Consider the following 17993-nt stretch of genomic DNA (forward strand, 5'->3'; position numbering starts at 1 on the left):
CTGGCCTCCGCGCTCCGCGCGTAAATGTCTTCCGAACTCGTCATGCGCGGGCTTGACCCGCGCATCCATCGTCTTCGAAGGATGGATCGCCGGATCAAGTCCGGCGATGACTGGTGTTATTCCTTGCCGTTCTCGTCCTTGGTCAAAAATCCCTTCGCCTGCATCGCCAGATGCACCCGGTTGGCAAAGGTCGCGTCAGTGCCCTTGGCGATCAGTGCGGCGTGCTCGGCCACCGCGTCGCAGAGCGTCGTCACCCACTCACTGTCGGCCTTGGCGAAGTCCGACAGCACGTGGCCATGCACCAGCTCCTTGACGCCGGGATGACCGATGCCGAGCCTGACACGGCGGTACTCGTTGCCGATATGCGCCGAGATCGAGCGCAGACCGTTGTGGCCGGCGATGCCGCCGCCGATCTTCACCCGCACCTTGCCCGGCGGCAGCTCGAGTTCGTCGTGAAACACCGTGGTATCGCCGGGCGCGATCTTGAAGAAGCTCGCCGCTTCCTGAACGCTGCGGCCGGACTCGTTCATGTAGGTCGTGGGCTTGAGCAGGATGACGCGCTCAGGTCCGAGCGTGCCTTCCGACGTCTCGCCCTGAAAACGACGGCGCCATGGTGAAAAACCATGACGCCGCGCAATCTCGTCGACGGCCATGAAGCCGATATTGTGCCGGTTACGTGCGTATTTCGCGCCGGGATTGCCGAGCCCAACAAAGAGTCGCATGACGGCGGCGCGCCCCTCAGCCGGCACGCGATCGAAGACCGCGCACCAGCTCGTCTGAAGGATTACTTCTTCTTGTCGCCGCCGGCCGGAGCCTTGGCAGCAGCAGCCGGAGCAGCAGCACCCGCAGCCGGAGCCGCGCCAGCCGCCGGAGCAGCAGCGCCCGCAGCCGGAGCCGCGCCACCAGCAGCAGCCGCAGCCGCGGCCTTCTGCTCTTCGGCGTAGCCGGACGGCGGCACGATGGTGACGAGGGTCGCGTCCTCGCGGGTCAGCGCCTTCACGCCGGCCGGAAGCTTGATGTCCGACAAATGCAGCGAGTAACCGATTTCGAGCGCGCCGACGTCGGCCTCGAGGAACTGCGGGATGTTCTCGACCGAGCACTCGAGATCGATGGCGTGGGCGACAATGTTGACGGTGCCGCCGCGCTTCACGCCCGGGGAGGTTTCCGCCTTCACGATGTGCAGGGGCACGCTGATGCGGATGGTGGCGCCTTCGCCGAGCCGCATGAAGTCGACATGGATCGGGAAGTCCTTGACCGGATCGAGGTGGTAGTCGCGCGGAATCACGCGGTGCTTCTTGCCCTCGAGCTCGATGTCGACCAGCGTGGTCAGGAACCGGCCGGCGAGGATGCGCTGGCGCAGTTCACGATCTGCAATTGAGATCGTCAGCGGGGGCTGGTTGTTGCCATAGATCACTCCGGGCACGCGCCCGGCGCGACGCTCAGCCCGGGCGGCCCCCTTGCCGCTCTTCGGACGTGCGGTCGCCTTCAATTCCTTGACGGTCGTCGCCATAGTCTAAGTCCTTGTTTTTGCAAAAGTTAATGGGCCGCAGCGCGGCCCATGGCATGGTCCACAGCAAGCCTCCAGGGGTGCGGGGGCCGTGAACGTGGCGGGCTTTTACCCGGAAGATGCGGAAATGACAAGGAGAATGGGCGGGCGGCAGGTCCCGGGTCTGCCGTCATTCCGGGGCGGTCGCGACAGCGACCGAAGCCGGAATCTCGAGATTCCGGCTTCGATGCTACGCATCGCCCCGGAATGACGGCAAGCGGCATTACCCGCCGAGCTTGGCCTCCAGCGCCGCGATGCGCGCCTTCAGGGCTTCGTTCTCCTCGCGGGCCAGGCGGGCCATGTCCTTGACCGCCTCGAACTCCTCGCGCTTGACCAGGTCCATGTCGCGCAGGAATTTTTCGGCCTGGTTGCGCATGACAGTGTCGAACTCGCGCTTGACGCCCTGGGCCGCACCAGCGGCATCGTTCATCATGCGGCCGATCTCGTCGAAAAACCGGTTGGTGGTCTGGGTCATGTCGGTCTCCTGATCGGTTGGCGGCCCCGATAAACTTTGCGCGAACGCACCAAAAGACAATGGCAATCTGCGGTGACAGGTTCAAGGGCCGCGCCGCGGTATCCTTGTCATGCCCCGGTTTCCTTGCAATCGTATTCAACGTCCCTGCATGTCAGGGAATCACAAGGCGGAAAGACATGATCGAGCAGCAGATCGCTATTCCCACCAAGGACGGCCACACCGCGACCTTCATCGTCCATCCCGAGCGTGGTGGACCATTCCCGGTCATCCTGTTCTACATGGACGCGCCGGCGATCCGCGAAGAGCTGCGCGACATGGCGCGGCGCCTTGCGACCTCGGGCTATTACGTGATGCTGCCGAACCTCTATTACCGCTCCGGCGTGATGGAGCTCGGCGCGCTGCCGGCCGATCCGAACGCACCGGAACGCAAGCGCATGTTTGCGCTGATGAGCTCGTTGACCATTCCCCTGATCATGGACGACACGCGTGCGCTGCTTACTTACGCCGAAGGCCAGACGGCCGCGAACACCAAAATCGTCGGCACCGTCGGCTACTGCATGAGCGGCCGCTACGCCGTGAACGCCGCCACGCATTTCCCTGAAAGCGTCAAGGCCGCCGCCTCGGTCTACGGCACGCAGCTTGCGACCGACCAGGCCGACAGCCCGCACCTCGCCGCCGGCAAGACCAAGGCCGAGCTGTATTTCGCCTGCGCCGAGACCGACATCTACGCGCCGACCGAGATCATCGAGCAGGTCAAGCAGGGCATGAAGGGCGCGAAGGCCGAGGTCGAGATCTATCCCGGCACCCATCACGGCTTCGCCTTCCCCAAGCGTCCGGTCTATGACCGCGACGCTGCCGAGCGGCATTGGGAGCGGCTGCTGGCGCTCTATCGCCGTAATCTCGTTTAAGTCTAGAAGGCCTGATGCTTTTCCTGCTGATCGACTTCCCCAAATTCAACCCGATCGCCCTCGAGATCGGGCCGTTCGCGATCCGCTGGTATGCGCTGGCCTATATCGGCGGCATCGTCATCGGCTGGCTCTATGCGCGCTCTTTGCTGAAGAACGAGCGGCTGTGGGGCGGCCCTGCGCCGATGTCGCTGCTGCAGATCGACGACTTCATCCTCTGGGTTACGCTCGGCATCATCCTGGGCGGCCGCACCGGCTACGTGCTGTTCTACAACCTGCCCTTCTTCATCGATCATCCCGCCGCGATCTTCCGGCTGTGGGAGGGCGGCATGTCGTTCCATGGCGGCTTCCTCGGCTGCGTCGTCGCGGTGATGTGGTTTGCCTATCGAAATGGCATCTCGATCCTGTCGCTTGGCGACATCACCACCGCGGTTGCCCCGATCGGGCTGCTGCTCGGCCGGATCGCCAATTTCATCAACGGCGAATTGTGGGGGCGCGCCGCCGATGCGAGCCTGCCCTGGGCGATGATCTTCCCCAACGATCCCTCGCACCTGCCACGCCATCCGAGCCAGCTCTACGAAGCCGGCATGGAGGGCATCCTGCTGTTCACCGTGCTCGCGATCATGATCCGCCTCGGCGCGCTGAAGCGCCCGGGCATGATCCTCGGCAGCTTCATCCTGATCTACGGCCTGACCCGGATCATCGGCGAGCATTTCCGCGAGCCGGACGTCCAGCTCGGCTTCCTCTGGGGCGGGTTAACCATGGGCATGCTGTTGTCGATCCCGATGCTACTCGTCGGCAGCATACTTATTGTAATGGCTGTCAGGCGCGGTGCGCCGAAGCCCGCCACCTCCATTCGTTAATTCATTTCGAGACATCTGCTCGTGACCGAACAGGCACTGCTCAACGAGATCAAGGCACTGATCAAATCCTCAGGCCCCATGCCGGTCTGGCGATACATGGAGACGTGCCTGATGCATCCGCGCTACGGCTATTACGTCTCGCGCGATCCGCTCGGGCGCGAGGGCGACTTCACCACCTCGCCCGAAGTCAGCCAGATGTTCGGCGAGCTCCTGGGGTTGTGGACCGCCTCGGTCTGGAAGCAGATGGGCTCGCCGCCATCCCTGCGGCTGATCGAACTCGGCCCCGGCCGGGGCACCATGATGGCGGACGCGCTGCGCGCGCTGCGCGTGCTGCCGCCGCTCTATCAGGGGCTCAGCATTCATCTGGTCGAGGTCAATCCGGTGCTGCGCGAGCGGCAACAGGCGACGTTGTCGGGCGTGCGCAACAGCATCACCTGGCACGACAGCATCGACGACGTGCCTGATGGTCCCAGCGTCATCCTCGCCAACGAATATTTCGACGTGCTGCCGATCCACCAGATGATCAAGCGCGAGGACGGCTGGCGTGAGCGCGTGATCGAGATCGACCCCAACGGCAACCTCCAGTTCGGCGCAGCATCCGAGCCGACGCCGCGCTTCGACGTGCTGCTGCCGCCTTTGGTGCGGGCGGCGCCGGTCGGTGCGGTGTTCGAATGGCGGCCCGATACGGAGATCATGAAGCTTGCCTCTCGCGTGCGCGACCAGGACGGCGCCGCGCTGATCATCGATTACGGCCATTTGCGCAGCGATGCCTGCGACACCTTCCAGGCCATCGCGCGCCACACCTTCGCCGATCCCTTGAAGGCGCCTGGCCAGGCCGACGTCACCGCCCATGTCGACTTCGAGGCGCTGGCGCGGGCAGCGGAGGACGTCGGCGCGCGCGTGCACGGGCCGGTGACGCAGAGCGACTTCCTCAAGCGGGTCGGCATCGACACCCGCGCGGCCGCGCTGATGCAGAAGGCGACGCCTGAAGTTGCGACCGACATTTCCGTGGCGCTGAAGCGGCTGACAGATACCGGGCGCGGCGGCATGGGCTCGATGTTCAAGGTGCTCGGCATCTCCGAACCAAGATTGAGGGGCCTTGCCGGCCTCAGCGATCTCGAACAGGCCGGAGGCAATTGATGACCCTGACTTCGTCACTGCTGTCGGCCGTGCCCGGCCTGCGCCATTCCTTCTTCACGCGCGAGGGCGGCGTCTCCAGCGGCATCTATTCCGCGCTCAATGGCGGGCTCGGCTCCAACGACGATCAGGCCCTTGTCGCCGAGAACCGCCGCCGCATGGCCGAGCATGTCGGCGTCGCGGCCGACCGCTTCATCAGCCTGCATCAGATCCATTCGCCCGACGTGCTCGTCGCCGACGCACCCTGGCCGAGCGGGCCGCGGCCGAAGGGCGATGCGCTGGTCACCAAAACGCCGGGCATCGCACTCGGCGTCTCCACCGCCGATTGCGGCCCGGTGCTGTTCGTCGATCCCAACGCGCGCGTCATCGGCGGCGCTCATGCCGGCTGGAAGGGTGCACTGACCGGCGTGCTGGAATCCACTGTTGCAGCGATGGAGAAGCTCGGTGCCACGCGCGGCAGCATCATCGCCGCGATCGGGCCCTTGATCCGACAGGAGAGCTACGAGGTCGGCAACGAGTTCGTCGCCCGCTTCATCGAGGCGGATGCGGAGAATGCGATGTTCTTTATTCCATCTGTACGCGAGGGCCATGCGATGTTCGATCTCGCCGGCTTCATCCGCAAGCGGCTCGAAGGTGCCGGCATCCTGATGATCGACGATCTTGGTCTCGACACCTACGCCGACGAACGCTTCTTCAGCTATCGCCGCTCGGTGCACCGCAAGGAGCCGGATTACGGCCGGCACATTCACGCGATCGCGCTGGAAGGGTGAACACAAGGGCAACACGCCGTCATTTCGGGGCTCGCGAAGCGAGAACCCGGAATCCATCGTGCAGCAAACCATGCGGAGAGATGGATTCCGGGTTCGCGCCAAGTGGGCGCGCCCCGGAATGACGGTGATCTGTGTCTCCCCCGCCCTAGACCTTAATCGATTTTAACGATATCGCTGCCCTCAATGAGGGAAGCGTCATCCAACTTGCGCCGCGACGGCTCGCGCGTGCTGGCGGCCATGCTGCTGGCAGCAGCGACCGCGCTGGCCGGCTGCGCCGGTGGCAACGCACCCGCCAATTCCTATGCGATGGCAACACCGAGCGCCGGCTCCGGGGCGACGGTGGCCTTCGAATCCATCGACGGGCCGCCGCCGCAGGTGTTCGATCGCATGGTCGGCGTGCTCGACAGCGAATCCAAGCTGCGCAACCTGTCCGTTGTTTCCCGCGAAGGGACGGCTGCCTATCGCGTGCGCAGCTACCTCTCCGCCCAAATCGTGCGCGGCAAGACCGTGATCGCCTGGGTCTGGGACGTCTACGACGCCAACCAGCAGCGGGCGCTGCGTCTCTCCGGCGAGGAACCGGCCGCGGCCAAGGGCGGCAAGGATCCCTGGACTGCCGCGGACGACCTCGTGCTGCGGAAGATCGCCCAGGCCGGATTCAGCGGACTTTCCAATATGATCAACGGGACGCCGGATGCCCCTGGCTCGGTTCCGGGCCTGCGCGGCCCCGCGGTCGCAAGCGTGACGCCTGGGACTCCGGCGCCGGACATGCCGGCCACGGCGCTCGGCTACGCCCAGCAATAACCACCGCGAAACCACGGCCTCAAGTCTTGACCGAGTCTTGACCAAGTCTTGGCCAAACCGTTGGCCCGACTCAGGATTTCAGAGGGAAAACGTAGCATCCCGGGTTGCCATTGCGGCCTCTCGCCTGATATTTCCTCGCCCGTCGTAACCGTGCTGCCAGTGGGTATTCTCTGATGTTGAACGTCGTATCCAGCAAAGCGCGGGAGGAAGCGTCCATGTCGGCCAAGAACGGCTCCATCAAGCTTGTCGCCGGCAACTCCAATCCGGCCCTCGCCCAAGCCATCGCGCAGGGCCTCGACGTGCCGCTGACCAAGGCCGTGGTCCGGCGCTTCGCCGACATGGAGATCTTCGTCGAGGTCCAGGAGAACATCCGCGGCTCGGATGCCTTCATCATCCAGTCGACCTCGTTCCCGGCGAACGACAATCTGATGGAGCTCTTGATCATCACCGACGCGCTGCGCCGCTCATCGGCGCGCCGTATCACCGCAGTGATCCCCTATTTCGGCTATGCCAGGCAGGACCGCCGCTCCGGCTCGCGCACGCCGATCTCGGCCAAGCTCGTCGCCAATCTGATCACCCATGCCGGCGTCGACCGCGTCATGACGCTCGACCTGCATGCCGGCCAGATCCAGGGCTTCTTCGATATCCCGACCGACAATTTGTTCGCAGCCCCGGTGATGGTGCGCGACATCCGCGAACGTTTCGACCTCGGCAAGGTGATGGTGGTCTCGCCTGATGTCGGCGGCGTGGCCCGCGCCCGCGGACTCGCCAAGCGCATCAACACCCCGCTCGCGATCGTCGACAAGCGCCGTGAACGTCCGGGCGAGTCCGAAGTCATGAACGTGATCGGCGACGTCTCCGGCTACAGCTGCATCCTGGTCGACGACATCGTCGATTCCGGCGGCACGCTGGTGAACGCAGCCGATGCGCTGATCGCCAAGGGCGCCAAGGAGGTCTACGCCTACATCACCCACGGCGTGCTCTCCGGCGGCGCGGCCGCCCGCATCGCCGGCTCGAAGCTGAAAGAGCTCGTCATCACCGACTCGATCCTGGCGACGGAAGCGGTGACCAAGGCGCCGAACATCCGCACGCTGCCGATCGCCAGCCTGATCTCCGACGCGATCGCGCGCACCGCCGCGGAAGAGTCGGTATCGAGCCTGTTCGACTGAACACTCGATCTTGTAGGGTGGGTTAGCGTAGCGTAACCCACCAAGTCTGGCTCCTCGTAAACCAAAGAGGTGGGTTACGCCTTCGGCTAACCTACCCTACGGTCTCGCGTTCTGACTCTCAGCGCGGGTTGTTGCCGGCTGCCGGGCATGACATCATCATGACGCCGAGTCATCTCTGCCTCTGGATACAAGATGCCCCGCCGGAAATTCGCTTGGGAAAAACTGTCGGATGACGAGTTGCTCCAGCAGCGCCTCTCCAGCCTGAGGGTTACGGTCGAAGGCACCTGGCTCGAGGATTGTGTCGCCACACTGCACGAAGAGCTCGACGAGCGCGGCATCCGGCTGCGGCCGCACACATGGATCTCGAGCGAATGGTTCAGTCCGGGAGACGTGCCCGGCATCGCGATTCCTTTCTATCTCGCTCATCCGCGCCTGATGAAGCTCGAGAAGAAGATGATGTTCGACGTCGAGGGCGGCACCTGGCGCGAGTGCATGGCCATCCTCCGCCACGAGGCCGGCCATGCCATCCAGCACGGCTTCCAATTGCAGCGGCGCCGGCGCTGGCAGCAACTGTTCGGACCGTCCTCGAAGCACTATCCGCGCTACTACCGGCCCAATCCGGCGAGCCGGCGCTACGTCCAGCATTTGCGGCTGTGGTACGCGCAGAGCCACCCGGACGAGGATTTCGCCGAGACATTTGCGGTGTGGCTGCGCCCGCGCTCGAACTGGCGGACGCGATATGAGGGCTGGCCGGCACTGAAGAAGCTCGAATATGTCGACGAGCTGATGGGCGAGATCGCTGGAAAACGTCCGCTGATCACGACGCGCGAGCGCGTCGATCCCCTCAGCCAGCTCAGCCAGACGCTCGAGGAGCACTACAAGAAGAAGCAGGCGTTCTACGCTTTTACGCCGCCGAAGACCTACGACCGCGACCTCTCGCGGCTGTTTTCCACCGATCCACGGCATCATCGCTCGAAGCCTGCTTCGAGCCTGATCAGGCGGCACCGCGCCCAGATCAGACGGCTGGTCGCGCGATGGACCGGCGAGAACCAGCTCACGCTCGATGCCGTGCTCGACGACATGATCTCCCGCTGCCGCGAGCTGGACCTGCGCGCGGTGGGATCCGAACAGAAGCTCGTTCTCGATTTCACTGTCCTCGTGACCGCCAAGACGATGCACGCGCTGTTCGGCCCGTCGCGGCGCAAATGGATCGCGCTATGAGACGACTCCGTATTCTCGTGCTGATGCATCCGGACTTCATGCCTCCGGACTCCTCCGATGGATACACGCCGCAGGAAATCAACAACTGGAAAACGGAATACGACGTCGTCAGCACATTGCGCGCGGCCGGTCATGAGGTCCGTCCGCTCGGCGCTCAGGAGGAAATCAGGCCGGTCCGTGAAGCGATCGAGGAGTTCAAGCCGCACGTGGTTTTCACGCTGCTGGAGGAATTCCACTACAACGTCGCCTACGACCAGCACATCGCCAGCTACCTCGAACTGATGAAGGTGCCTTATACCGGCTGCAATCCGCGCGGCCTGATCCTGGCGCGCGGCAAGGACCTGTCCAAGACGCTGGTGCATCACCGCCGCATCGCCGCACCCGCCTTCGCCGTCTTCCCGATGCGCCGCAAGGTGAAACGCCCGAAACATCTTGCGCTGCCGCTGATCGTCAAGGCGCTCAACATGGATGGGTCCGTCGGCATCTCGCAGGCCTCGATCGTCGACACCGACGAGAAGCTCGCCGAACGCGTCGCCTTCATCCACGAACGGGTCGAGACCGCCGCCATCGCCGAGCAATTCATCGAGGGGCGCGAGCTCTATGTCGGCGTGCTCGGCAACAATCGGCTACGCGTGTTGCCGGTGTGGGAATTGAAATTCGGCAGCATGGGCGGGCGCAGCTCACGCCACATCGCCACCGAAAAGGCCAAGCACGACACCGACTATCAGGAACGCCTCGGCATCGTCGACGGGCCGGCGAAAGACCTTGCGCCCGAAGTCACCGCGCGGATCCAGCGCGCCGCGAAACGCATCTACCGGGCGCTTGGTCTCGATGGCTATGCGCGCATCGATTTCCGTCTCGCCGCCGACGGCACGCCGTATTTCATCGAAGCCAATCCCAATCCCGAAATCGCCAAGAGCCAGGAATTCGCCACCGCGGCCCAGCACGACGGGCTGAAATACGGGGATCTGCTCCATCGCATCCTGGCGCTCGGGATCAGCCGGGCGAAGGCGGGCGTGTCGCTGGGCTGAGGGCTTAGCGCGGTCGCCGCGGCCTCCTCCCGCCGCCGGCTTTGGAGACGGCGGCGGGATTGACAATCAGAGCTACACAATCCCCGCCGCAACCTGGCCGCGCAGGCGCTCGAGGCCGAGCAACGTCTCGGCGCAGGCGGCCGCGACCTCGACGCCCTTGATGGCAAAGTGCCTGCGGAAGAAATCGTAATGCACTTCGGTCTCGTGGAATTGCTGCGGCGTCAGCACGGCCGAGAACACCGGCACCTCGGTGCGGAGCTGCACGTCCATCAGCGCCTTGATCACGGTGTCGGCGACGAATTCGTGGCGATAGATGCCACCGTCAACGACGAGGCCAGCGGCGACGATCGCGGTGTAGCGCCGCGTCTTGGCGAGGACCTGGGCATGCAGCGGGATCTCGAACGAGCCCGGCACCTCGAACACGTCGACATGGGTGAGATGGCGTGCCTCCGCTTCCTTCATGAAGGCGATGCGGGCTTCCGCGACCACGTCGCGGTGCCAGCAGGCCTGCACGAAGGCCACCCGCTGCGGTTTTGCAAAACGCGGATGCTCGGTCGCCGCTGGAACCGGCGGCTGGGTCTGGGAAGTGCCTGTCTGGGGATCTTGCAACATCTGATTCATGGCTTTCCTCTTGGGGACCAGAATCAGGGCACACGGAACGACAAACAGCCGCATCTTGCGATGCGTCTGCCACCGACCGTTCTCTTTCATCCGGACTTTAACCGTCGGCTTCGGAGTTGCACCGAATCTGCTGACCCTTCCCTTCAGCAAAGACCTTGGGGAAGGCGCTCGCGGGCTTAGGCCTTTCGGCCCTTACCGCCGGTGGGGACTTTCACCCCGCCCTGAGAACATCGGCCGCCCGGGATTGAGCGACCTGGGCGGAAATATGCCGCCGGTCCGGGGCCGCAGGCAAGCCTGTTCCCTAGCCAAAAACCGCATGGTCCCATGCCGCCAGGGCGGTGCCCCCCTCGCGCCGTGGAATTAACGGCAGGCGGTTTTCGGGAATCCGATTCCGGTTTGTTCTCAAGCGTTAACGATTATGGCCGAGATGAGCTGTGGACGAACGAGTCATGGCTTGTGGACGGACTCGCGACCCAGTTGCGCAGATTCCGCAAATCACATCAGTTGATCCGCGACAAGCCCGCGCTGATCCCGGGATCTCAACAGTGGCTCCCAGGGATCGCCTTCAGCGAAATTGAGGGAGCGCGCGCCGGACCAACCGCGTGCGTATCAAAGACAAACAAGAAGGCAAGAGGTCGAGACGGCATGTCCCTGCTCGAAGGTACCATCGATTCCCGAAATCACCCGCTTGCGGTGGTCGAGGACATCGCTGCCAGCAACAACTGGCCGTTCGAACGCTCCGGCGAGGACGAGCTGACCATTGTCTCGAAGGGACAATGGACCGACTACCAGATCTCCTTCACCTGGATGGGTGAGATCGAGGCGCTGCATCTGGCCTGCGCATTCGACATGAAGATTCCGCTCGCGCGGCGCGGCGAGGTGCAGAAGCTCGTTGCCGCCGTCAACGAGCAATTGTGGATCGGCCATTTCGACCTCTGGACCAACACCGGCATGATCATGCACCGTCAGGCCCTGGTGCTGCCGGGCGGCCTCATCGCCTCGACCGCGCAATGCGAAGCCATGCTCGCCGGCGCCATCCACGCCTGCGAGCGTTACTTCCCGGCGTTCCAGTTCGTGGTGTGGGCCGGCAAGACCACCGCGCAGGCCATGGACGCGGCGATGTTCGATACGGTCGGCGAGGCGTAGGGCCGTGAGGGGGGGCCGCAGCTCCCTCTCCACGTCATCCCAGGCAAGCGCGCCCAAAGCGTGCGCAGATCCGGGATCCATACCGCGTGATCTCGCTTGTGGCACGCGGCTTGTTGCTCAGCTCTCCATCCACTAGAACCAGTCGTGGTTATGGGTCCCGGCTCCCGTGCGCAATTGCGCACTAGGCCGGGACGACACCGAATTTGTGGTGACCACAGTGGCAAACAGCACTCTCCAAAACATCACCGGCACCATCCTGCTTGCCGGCGCCGGCAAGATGGGCGGCGCGATGCTGACCGGATGGCTGGCCGGCGGGCTCGATCCGCGCCGCGTCGCCGTGATCGATCCGCATCTCTCGCCTGACATCACCGCGCTCGCCGCCCAGGGCGTTGCGCTCAATCCTGATGCGAAGGCGACGGGCTTTGTCGAGACCATGGTCGTCGCGGTGAAGCCGCAGATGTTTCGCGAGGCCGGCGCCAAGCTGAAGGCGTTCGTCTCGGACAAGACCTCCGTGGTCTCGATCATGGCAGGAACCACGATTCTCTCGCTCGAGGAGGTCTGCGGCGGCGCTGTGGTGCGCGCGATGCCGAACACGCCGGCTGCGATCGGCCGCGGCATCACGGTCGCGGTTGCTGCGAAGAATGTCAGCGCGGGTCAGCGCGCCCTCGCCGATGCGCTGCTGCGTTCCACCGGCTCGGTCGAGTGGGTCGAGGATGAAGGCCTGATGGATGCGGTGACCGCCGTCTCAGGCTCAGGGCCCGCCTATGTGTTCCTGCTCGCTGAAGAGCTTGCGCGCGCAGGCGTCGACGCGGGATTGCCTGAAGCTCTGGCCACCAAGCTCGCGCGCGAGACGGTCGCCGGCTCCGGCGAGCTGCTGCACCAGTCGAATCTTCCCTCCGCGACGCTGCGTCAGAACGTCACCTCGCCCGGCGGCACCACGGCTGCGGCACTCAGCGTGCTGATGGGCGAGCCGGGCCTGCGAGACCTGATGATCCGCGCCATCGCGGCGGCGACGAAGCGATCGAAGGAGCTCGCGAAGTAAACAGGTGCCTTGGCTGCGTAGGGTGGGTTAGGCGAAGCCGTAACCCACCTCTTCTGTTTCTGGGCGACAGAAGCGGTGGGTTACGCTAGCGGACCGCGCTTCGCGCGACCGCGAGCTAACCCACCCTACGCGCCCTTGGCTAGGCGCCGAGCCGCTTGTTGAACAGCTCGACATTGACGAGCCCGCGCGCGTGGCGGCCTTCGCCGAGCTTGCGCGCGCCTTCGAATGCCTCGACCTCGAAGCGGATCACGCGGCGCTCCAGGGCGATCACTTTCGCCGTGGTCCGCACCGTCGCGCCGACCAGCGCGGCGGCGAGATGGCGGATGTCGACCTCGGTGCCGACGGTGACCCAGCCCGGCTGAAGCGCCGAGCGAATCGCATCGCCCGAGGTCATCTCCATTTCCAGGATCATCATCGGGGTCGCGTAGACCATGGGCATGCCCGGCACGAAATGCCCGACTGTGCGCTCGGCCGGCACGACCAGCGTGCGCTCGGCGCTCATGCCGATCTTGATGTAATCGCGTGCGTCCATGGGGCCTGCTCGTCATTCCGGGGCGCGCGAAGCGCGAACCCGGAAGCCAGAGATTGTCGATCGAGATTCCGGGTTCAGCCCTGACGGGTTGCCCCGGAATGACGCTAACGCGTCACTTCTTCGCCGCCGCCGCGCGCTCAACAAACGTCTTGCCACCCTTCATCTTGTGGCGGAGCGGGGCCTCGTTGATCTGGATGACGACGGCCTCGGCATCGACGCCGAGATTCTTCACCAGCGCCTGGGTGATGTCGCGCATCATGCCGGCCTTCTGCTCGTCGGTGCGGCCTTCGGCCATGCTGACGGTGATCTCAGGCATTGTTGTCTCCCTGCTGCTTCGATATTGCCGTTTCGTCATTGCCGGGCTTGACCCGGCAATCCATCATTTTGAAGATGGATGCGCGGGTCAAGCCCGCGCATGACGAATAGGGCGAATGGCTAGCCCCAGCTCACGTCATGGCGCGCGAGGACCTCGCGCACTTTTGCAACGAGATCGGCCTCGCTGCACGAGAACTGCGCCGGCCGCGTCTCGCGCCATTCCTGGTTGGATGCGATGGCGGCGGCCGCTTTCGCACCTTCAATCAGATCCTTGATCTGGAGCTCGCCGCGTGCCTTTTCATCCGAGCCCTGGATGATCACGCAAGGAGAATTGCGGCGGTCGGCATATTTGAGCTGGTTGCCCATGTTCTTGGGATTGCCGAGATAGAGCTCGGCGCGGATGCCGGCGGTGCGCAAGGTCGCCACCATCTTCTGGTAGTCGGCGACGCGGTCGCGGTCGAACACGGTGACGACGACGGGGCCGACTTCCGGCCGCGTGTCGAGCTTGCCGAGCAGCGTCAGCGCGGCCTGCAAACGCGAAACGCCGATCGAGAAACCAGTCGCCGGCACCGGCTCNAAGCGGGAGACGAGACCGTCATAACGACCACCGCCGCCGACCGAGCCGAAGCGCACGGGGCGGCCCTTGTCGTCCTTGGTGTCGAGCAGTAGTTCGACCTCGTAGACGGGGCCCGTGTAATATTCGAGGCCGCGCACGACGGAGGGATCGATCTTGATGCGGTCGGCGCCATAACCCGACGCCGTCACCAGTTTTGCAATTTCTTCCAGTTCGCTCACGCCAGCCTGACCGACCGGGCTCTTGGCGAGGTAGGTCTCCGCGGCGGCGATCGCCTCTTTCCAGTCCTCGCGCGGCCTGGTGATGGCGAGAACGACGTCGGCCTCGGCTGCATTCAAATTAGCGCCCTTCGTGAAGTCGCCCTTGCCTTCCTCACCGCCATCCCACCGGCCGGGACCGAGCAGCTTGCGCACTTCGTCAGCGGAAAACTTGTCGAGCTTGTCGATCGCGCGCAGCACGGTCAGGCGGCGCGCCGCATTCTCCTCACCCGCAAGCCCGATCGCCTCGAGAACGCCGTCGAGCACCTTGCGGTTGTTGACCTTCACCACGTACTGACCGCGCGCAACGCCGAGCGCTTCCATCGTGTCCGCCGCCATCATGCAGATCTCGGCATCCGCCGCCGGCGTTGCCGAACCGACCGTGTCGGCATCGAACTGCATGAACTGGCGGAAGCGGCCGGGGCCGGGCTTCTCGTTGCGGAAGACATAGCCGACGCGGTAGCTGCGATAGGGCAGGACCAGACCGTCGGTGCCGTAGCGCTCGCCGACATAGCGGGCCAGCGGCGCGGTCAGATCGTAGCGCAGGCTGATCCACTGCTCGTCGTCGTCCTGGAACGAGAATACGCCCTCGTTCGGACGGTCCTGGTCGGGCAGGAACTTGCCGAGCGCGTCGGTATATTCCATCGCCGGCGTCTCCACCGGCTCGAAGCCGTAGAGCTCGTAGACGGCGCGGATCTTCTCGACCATCTCGCGCGTCGCCCGGATCGCGGCGGGATCGCGATCCTCAAGCCCGCGCGGCAGCCGCGCCTTCAGTTTCTGGGGTTTTTTGGGTTTTTCGGCCATGCGGGCGTTTACCAGCCGACGCGCAATGCGGCAACTGCCGCAGCCGTCATTCCGGGGCGCGTCGAAAGACGCGAACCCGGAATCTCGAGATTCCCCGGTGCGCAATTGCGCACCTGAGGTTTGGTCCTACGGACCATCCCGGAATGACGATGCTGGTCCTCAAAACACCTTGCGGATCCAGTTGTGCGGATCGTTGGTGCGGCCGTACTGGATGTCGACGAGCTGTTTGCGCAGGCCCATGGCGACGGGACCTGCGGCGCCGCCCGAGATCTCGAAATCGCCGCTGACCGAGCGCACCTTGCCGATCGGCGAGATCACCGCCGCAGTGCCGCAGGCAAACGCTTCCTTCAGCCGGCCTGAGGCCGCGTCCTTGCGCCACTGGTCCAGCGAGTACGGCTCCTCGCGCACGGTCTTTCCGGCATCGCGGGCGAGCGCGATGATGGAATCGCGGGTGATGCCGGGCAGGATGGTGCCGAGCGGCGGCGTCGAGAGCGAGCCGTCGTCGAACACGAAGAACACGTTCATGCCGCCGAGCTCCTCGATGTAGCGGCGCTCGACCGCATCCAGGAACACGACCTGATCGCAGCCGTGCTGGATCGCCTCGGCCTNCGCAGGCTCGCCGCATAATTGCCGCCGCATTTGACCGCGCCGGTGCCGCCGACCGCGGCGCGCGTGTAGTTCTCCGAAACCCAGATCGAAACAGGCGCTGGGCCGCCCTTGAAATAGGAGCCGACGGGCGAGGCGATCACCGCAAAGATATATTCGGACGACGGCTTGACGCCGAGGAAGGTCTCGCTCGCGATCATGAACGGCCGCAGATAAAGGCTGCCCTCGCCGCCCGGCATCCAGGCGCGATCGATGCGCACGACCTGCTCGACCGCCTCGATGAAGACATCCTCCGGCAATTGCGCCATCGCCATGCGATCGGCGGAATCCTTGAAGCGGCGCGCATTGGCGTCGGGGCGGAACAGGTTCACGCCGCCGTCGTCGCGCTTATAGGCCTTGAGGCCTTCGAAAATTTCCTGGGCGTAGTGCAGCACCGCGCCGGCCGGATCGATCTGGAAGTTGGCGCGCGCCTCGATCTTCGCCTCGTACCAGCCGCCCTTGGCCTGGTTGTAGCGGACCACCGCCATGTGATCGGTAAAGACGCGTCCGAAGCCGGGGTCGACCAGCTTGGCGACCCGGTCCTTCTCGGGCGTCGGATTGGATGCGGGCTGGATGTCGAATTTCATGCTCATGTCCTTGCCTCCCGCTGCCGGTGGCGGCGCTGTTCTGGCGCCGGCCGCCCCTGTTTGGGCCCGGCTGGCTTGATGTGGTTTCTGGCCGAACCACCGCCAGCCTTGTTACGGCCGGTTTCCGTGGCCAGCATGTCCTCGGCAGGACATGCTTTTGCGGAAGGCGGAAGTCCAGTATGTTTTGCCGAAATGCCGCTCGACAATCGCACGGTAGATCCGATCCGGCCGTCGCCACCTGTCCGGCTAACTCCGGCCACCTGTCAGGAATGCCGCCCGGTGCGAAACGATCTAAAATTTCGTGCGGGCTGATCGTTTTGTAACATTGAACCCAAGATACGTCAATATGCCTGACATAAATTTCGCAACTCCCTCTCAAGACGCTGCCGCGCCGCGGCCAGCAGCAGGCGATGGAGGCAATTTGCGCTGGGATATCATAGAGCTGCTGTTCTTCGCCTATCGCGACTTCGTCGGCGACCCCGACCAGGAGCTGGAGGCGTTCGGCTTCGGCCGGGCCCATCATCGGGTCATGCACTTCGTCTACCGCTACCCGGGCCTGAAGGTCGCCGACCTGCTCGACGTCCTGCGCATCACAAAACAATCGCTCGGCCGGGTGCTCAAGCAGCTGCTGGACGAGGGCTACATCGTGCAGAAGACCGGCGACAACGACCGGCGCCAGCGCCTGCTCTATGCGACGCCGAAGGGCGAGGCGCTGGTGCAGAAGCTCGCCGGCCTCCAGACCACGCGGATCACCAGGGCGCTCGCCGAGATGGCGCCTGCTGATGCCGAGACGGTCAAGCGCTTCCTGCGCGCGATGATCGACCGCGACGATCCGGACAAGGTGCTGGAGACGATCTTCGCCACCAATCAAGACTCAAAGGAGTGACCGTGCCGCTCGCTGCCACGCTCGCCCGCCCGCCGGCGCAACCGGCCGACGACGCCCCGCATCTGCTGCTGGTCGACGACGACCGCCGCATCCGCGATCTGCTCTCGCGCTTCCTCGCGGCCGAAGGTTATCGCGTCACCACCGCCGCCAGCGCGGGCGATGCCCGCGCCAAACTGCTCGGGCTGCACTTCGACCTGCTGATCCTCGACGTGATGATGCCCGGCGAGACCGGCTTCGATCTCGCCCGCTTCATCCGCACGTCGTCCTCGGTGCCGATCCTGATGCTGACCGCGCGGCATGAGGCCGAGGCCCGCATCGAGGGCCTGCAGATCGGCGCCGACGATTATGTCGCAAAGCCGTTCGAGCCGCGCGAGCTGGCGCTGCGCATCAACAACATCCTCAAGCGCGCCGCGCCGCCGGTCCAGGTCGCGGCGGTGGAGAAGATCGCCTTCGGCCCGTACGTCTATCACCTGGATCGCGGCGAGTTGCGCCAGGGCGAGGAGGTCATTCATCTCACCGATCGCGAGCGCGAGATGCTGCGCATTCTCTCGGAGACGCCGGGCGAGACCGTGCCGCGCAGCGCGCTCACGGGCAATGGCAGCGTCAACGAGCGCGCCGTCGACGTGCAGATCAACCGCCTCAGGCGCAAGATCGAGACCGATCCCG

Annotated in this window: 20 protein-coding genes, 2 pseudogenes and 1 riboswitch; of the genes and pseudogenes, 12 read left to right on the forward strand and 10 right to left on the reverse strand. The window is 64.7% G+C overall.

Annotation, left to right across the window (positions count from 1 at the left end):
- Positions 1-116 precede the first annotated feature (116 nt).
- From pth to AOQ71_RS03260, 3 genes are all read right to left on the reverse strand, one after another.
- Positions 117-722, reverse strand: coding sequence for an aminoacyl-tRNA hydrolase (gene pth, locus AOQ71_RS03250; protein ID WP_057741584.1), 606 nt, complete (start codon positions 720-722; stop codon positions 117-119).
- A 62-nt stretch (positions 723-784) separates the two neighbouring features.
- A complete protein-coding gene (locus AOQ71_RS03255) occupies positions 785-1510 on the reverse strand; it encodes a 50S ribosomal protein L25/general stress protein Ctc (RefSeq protein WP_057741585.1) in 726 nt (241 codons plus the stop codon).
- A 259-nt stretch (positions 1511-1769) separates the two neighbouring features.
- Positions 1770-2021: an accessory factor UbiK family protein gene (locus tag AOQ71_RS03260; protein ID WP_057741966.1), complete on the reverse strand. Its 252-nt coding sequence runs from the start codon at positions 2019-2021 to the stop codon at positions 1770-1772.
- A 176-nt stretch (positions 2022-2197) separates the two neighbouring features.
- Between AOQ71_RS03260 and AOQ71_RS03265 the strand changes: the two genes are divergently transcribed.
- The 8 genes from AOQ71_RS03265 (at position 2198) to AOQ71_RS03300 (ending at position 9918) form a co-directional block, all read left to right on the forward strand.
- Positions 2198-2929 carry a dienelactone hydrolase family protein gene (locus tag AOQ71_RS03265; protein WP_057741587.1) on the forward strand — a complete coding sequence of 244 codons (732 nt, stop codon included), beginning with the start codon at positions 2198-2200 and terminating at the stop codon, positions 2927-2929.
- Between the two features lie 14 nt (positions 2930-2943).
- Positions 2944-3789, forward strand: a complete 846-nt coding sequence (gene lgt, locus AOQ71_RS03270; RefSeq protein ID WP_057741589.1) for a prolipoprotein diacylglyceryl transferase — start codon at positions 2944-2946, stop codon at positions 3787-3789.
- Positions 3790-3810: 21 nt separating this feature from the next.
- The gene (locus AOQ71_RS03275) at positions 3811-4929 is read left to right on the forward strand and encodes a class I SAM-dependent methyltransferase (protein WP_057741591.1); all 1119 of its coding nucleotides are present in this window, start codon (positions 3811-3813) and stop codon (positions 4927-4929) included.
- A complete protein-coding gene (gene pgeF / locus AOQ71_RS03280; protein ID WP_057741594.1) occupies positions 4929-5696 on the forward strand; it encodes a peptidoglycan editing factor PgeF in 768 nt (255 codons plus the stop codon). Before AOQ71_RS03275 ends, pgeF begins: the two co-directional genes overlap by 1 nt.
- A 183-nt stretch (positions 5697-5879) precedes the next feature.
- Entirely contained in the window at positions 5880-6497 is a 618-nt protein-coding gene (locus tag AOQ71_RS03285) for a hypothetical protein (protein ID WP_057741597.1), read from the forward strand.
- Positions 6498-6712: 215 nt separating this feature from the next.
- Positions 6713-7666, forward strand: a complete 954-nt coding sequence (locus AOQ71_RS03290) for a ribose-phosphate pyrophosphokinase (RefSeq protein WP_057741970.1) — start codon at positions 6713-6715, stop codon at positions 7664-7666.
- Between the two features lie 192 nt (positions 7667-7858).
- Positions 7859-8887 carry a putative zinc-binding metallopeptidase gene (locus AOQ71_RS03295; RefSeq protein ID WP_057741601.1) on the forward strand — a complete coding sequence of 343 codons (1029 nt, stop codon included), beginning with the start codon at positions 7859-7861 and terminating at the stop codon, positions 8885-8887.
- Positions 8884-9918, forward strand: coding sequence for a D-alanine--D-alanine ligase family protein (locus AOQ71_RS03300; RefSeq protein ID WP_057741603.1), 1035 nt, complete (start codon positions 8884-8886; stop codon positions 9916-9918). The genes AOQ71_RS03295 and AOQ71_RS03300 overlap by 4 nt, the downstream gene beginning before the upstream one ends.
- A 72-nt stretch (positions 9919-9990) precedes the next feature.
- Here AOQ71_RS03300 and AOQ71_RS03305 read toward each other — a convergent pair whose 3' ends face one another.
- Complete coding sequence (locus tag AOQ71_RS03305) at positions 9991-10539, reverse strand: 6,7-dimethyl-8-ribityllumazine synthase (RefSeq protein ID WP_057741973.1); 549 nt, start codon at positions 10537-10539, stop codon at positions 9991-9993.
- 74 nt (positions 10540-10613) lie between these two features.
- Positions 10614-10772: riboswitch (FMN riboswitch) on the reverse strand.
- Between the two features lie 412 nt (positions 10773-11184).
- Here AOQ71_RS03305 and AOQ71_RS03310 point away from each other — a divergent pair.
- On the forward strand, positions 11185-11685 hold the full coding sequence (locus AOQ71_RS03310) for a type III secretion system chaperone family protein (protein ID WP_057741605.1): 501 nt from the start codon (positions 11185-11187) through the stop codon (positions 11683-11685).
- Between the two features lie 217 nt (positions 11686-11902).
- Positions 11903-12727: a pyrroline-5-carboxylate reductase gene (proC, locus tag AOQ71_RS03315; protein WP_057741607.1), complete on the forward strand. Its 825-nt coding sequence runs from the start codon at positions 11903-11905 to the stop codon at positions 12725-12727.
- A 139-nt stretch (positions 12728-12866) separates the two neighbouring features.
- Here proC and AOQ71_RS03320 read toward each other — a convergent pair whose 3' ends face one another.
- The 6 genes and pseudogenes from AOQ71_RS03320 to AOQ71_RS47095 form a co-directional block, all read right to left on the reverse strand.
- On the reverse strand, positions 12867-13259 hold the full coding sequence (locus AOQ71_RS03320; protein ID WP_057741609.1) for a thioesterase family protein: 393 nt from the start codon (positions 13257-13259) through the stop codon (positions 12867-12869).
- 112 nt (positions 13260-13371) lie between these two features.
- The gene (locus AOQ71_RS03325) at positions 13372-13614 is read right to left on the reverse strand and encodes a tautomerase family protein (protein ID WP_083513895.1); all 243 of its coding nucleotides are present in this window, start codon (positions 13612-13614) and stop codon (positions 13372-13374) included.
- Between the two features lie 80 nt (positions 13615-13694).
- On the reverse strand, positions 13695-14150 hold a 456-nt coding region (locus AOQ71_RS47085; protein ID WP_245316671.1), incomplete at its 5' end, for a His/Gly/Thr/Pro-type tRNA ligase C-terminal domain-containing protein.
- A gap of 1 nt (position 14151) precedes the next feature.
- Positions 14152-15209: pseudogene (locus tag AOQ71_RS03330) on the reverse strand (histidine--tRNA ligase); the annotation flags it as partial.
- A 159-nt stretch (positions 15210-15368) separates the two neighbouring features.
- A partial coding sequence (locus AOQ71_RS47090) for an aminotransferase class IV (protein WP_245316672.1) occupies positions 15369-15817 on the reverse strand: 449 nt, incomplete at its 5' end.
- A 1-nt stretch (position 15818) separates the two neighbouring features.
- Positions 15819-16447, reverse strand: a pseudogene (locus tag AOQ71_RS47095) (branched-chain amino acid aminotransferase family protein); the annotation flags it as partial.
- A gap of 340 nt (positions 16448-16787) precedes the next feature.
- Here AOQ71_RS47095 and AOQ71_RS03340 point away from each other — a divergent pair.
- Both AOQ71_RS03340 and AOQ71_RS03345 read left to right on the forward strand, forming a co-directional pair.
- Entirely contained in the window at positions 16788-17327 is a 540-nt protein-coding gene (locus AOQ71_RS03340) for a MarR family winged helix-turn-helix transcriptional regulator (protein ID WP_057741615.1), read from the forward strand.
- Positions 17324-17993, forward strand: a 670-nt coding sequence (locus AOQ71_RS03345) for a response regulator transcription factor (RefSeq protein ID WP_245316674.1), incomplete at its 3' end; no start/stop codon positions are given. The genes AOQ71_RS03340 and AOQ71_RS03345, both read left to right, overlap by 4 nt.

It is taken from the genome of Bradyrhizobium manausense (assembly GCF_001440035.1).
GTDB lineage: Bacteria > Pseudomonadota > Alphaproteobacteria > Rhizobiales > Xanthobacteraceae > Bradyrhizobium > Bradyrhizobium manausense.

Excerpts from the sequence above, each read along its gene's own strand:
- AOQ71_RS03310 (WP_057741605.1), top strand. The coding sequence starts at position 11,185 with ATGTCCCTGCTCGAAGGTACCATCGATTCCCGAAATCACCCGCTTGCG.
- pth (WP_057741584.1), bottom strand. The coding sequence starts at position 722 with ATGCGACTCTTTGTTGGGCTCGGCAATCCCGGCGCGAAATACGCACGT.
- AOQ71_RS03255 (WP_057741585.1), bottom strand. The coding sequence starts at position 1,510 with ATGGCGACGACCGTCAAGGAATTGAAGGCGACCGCACGTCCGAAGAGC.
- AOQ71_RS03340 (WP_057741615.1), top strand. The coding sequence starts at position 16,788 with ATGCCTGACATAAATTTCGCAACTCCCTCTCAAGACGCTGCCGCGCCG.
- AOQ71_RS03260 (WP_057741966.1), bottom strand. The coding sequence starts at position 2,021 with ATGACCCAGACCACCAACCGGTTTTTCGACGAGATCGGCCGCATGATG.
- AOQ71_RS03320 (WP_057741609.1), bottom strand. The coding sequence starts at position 13,259 with ATGGACGCACGCGATTACATCAAGATCGGCATGAGCGCCGAGCGCACG.
- AOQ71_RS03290 (WP_057741970.1), top strand. The coding sequence starts at position 6,713 with ATGTCGGCCAAGAACGGCTCCATCAAGCTTGTCGCCGGCAACTCCAAT.
- lgt (WP_057741589.1), top strand. The coding sequence starts at position 2,944 with ATGCTTTTCCTGCTGATCGACTTCCCCAAATTCAACCCGATCGCCCTC.
- AOQ71_RS03325 (WP_083513895.1), bottom strand. The coding sequence starts at position 13,614 with ATGACGAAACGGCAATATCGAAGCAGCAGGGAGACAACAATGCCTGAG.
- AOQ71_RS03285 (WP_057741597.1), top strand. The coding sequence starts at position 5,880 with ATGAGGGAAGCGTCATCCAACTTGCGCCGCGACGGCTCGCGCGTGCTG.
- pgeF (WP_057741594.1), top strand. The coding sequence starts at position 4,929 with ATGACCCTGACTTCGTCACTGCTGTCGGCCGTGCCCGGCCTGCGCCAT.
- AOQ71_RS03265 (WP_057741587.1), top strand. The coding sequence starts at position 2,198 with ATGATCGAGCAGCAGATCGCTATTCCCACCAAGGACGGCCACACCGCG.
- AOQ71_RS03305 (WP_057741973.1), bottom strand. The coding sequence starts at position 10,539 with ATGAATCAGATGTTGCAAGATCCCCAGACAGGCACTTCCCAGACCCAG.
- AOQ71_RS03300 (WP_057741603.1), top strand. The coding sequence starts at position 8,884 with ATGAGACGACTCCGTATTCTCGTGCTGATGCATCCGGACTTCATGCCT.
- AOQ71_RS03295 (WP_057741601.1), top strand. The coding sequence starts at position 7,859 with ATGCCCCGCCGGAAATTCGCTTGGGAAAAACTGTCGGATGACGAGTTG.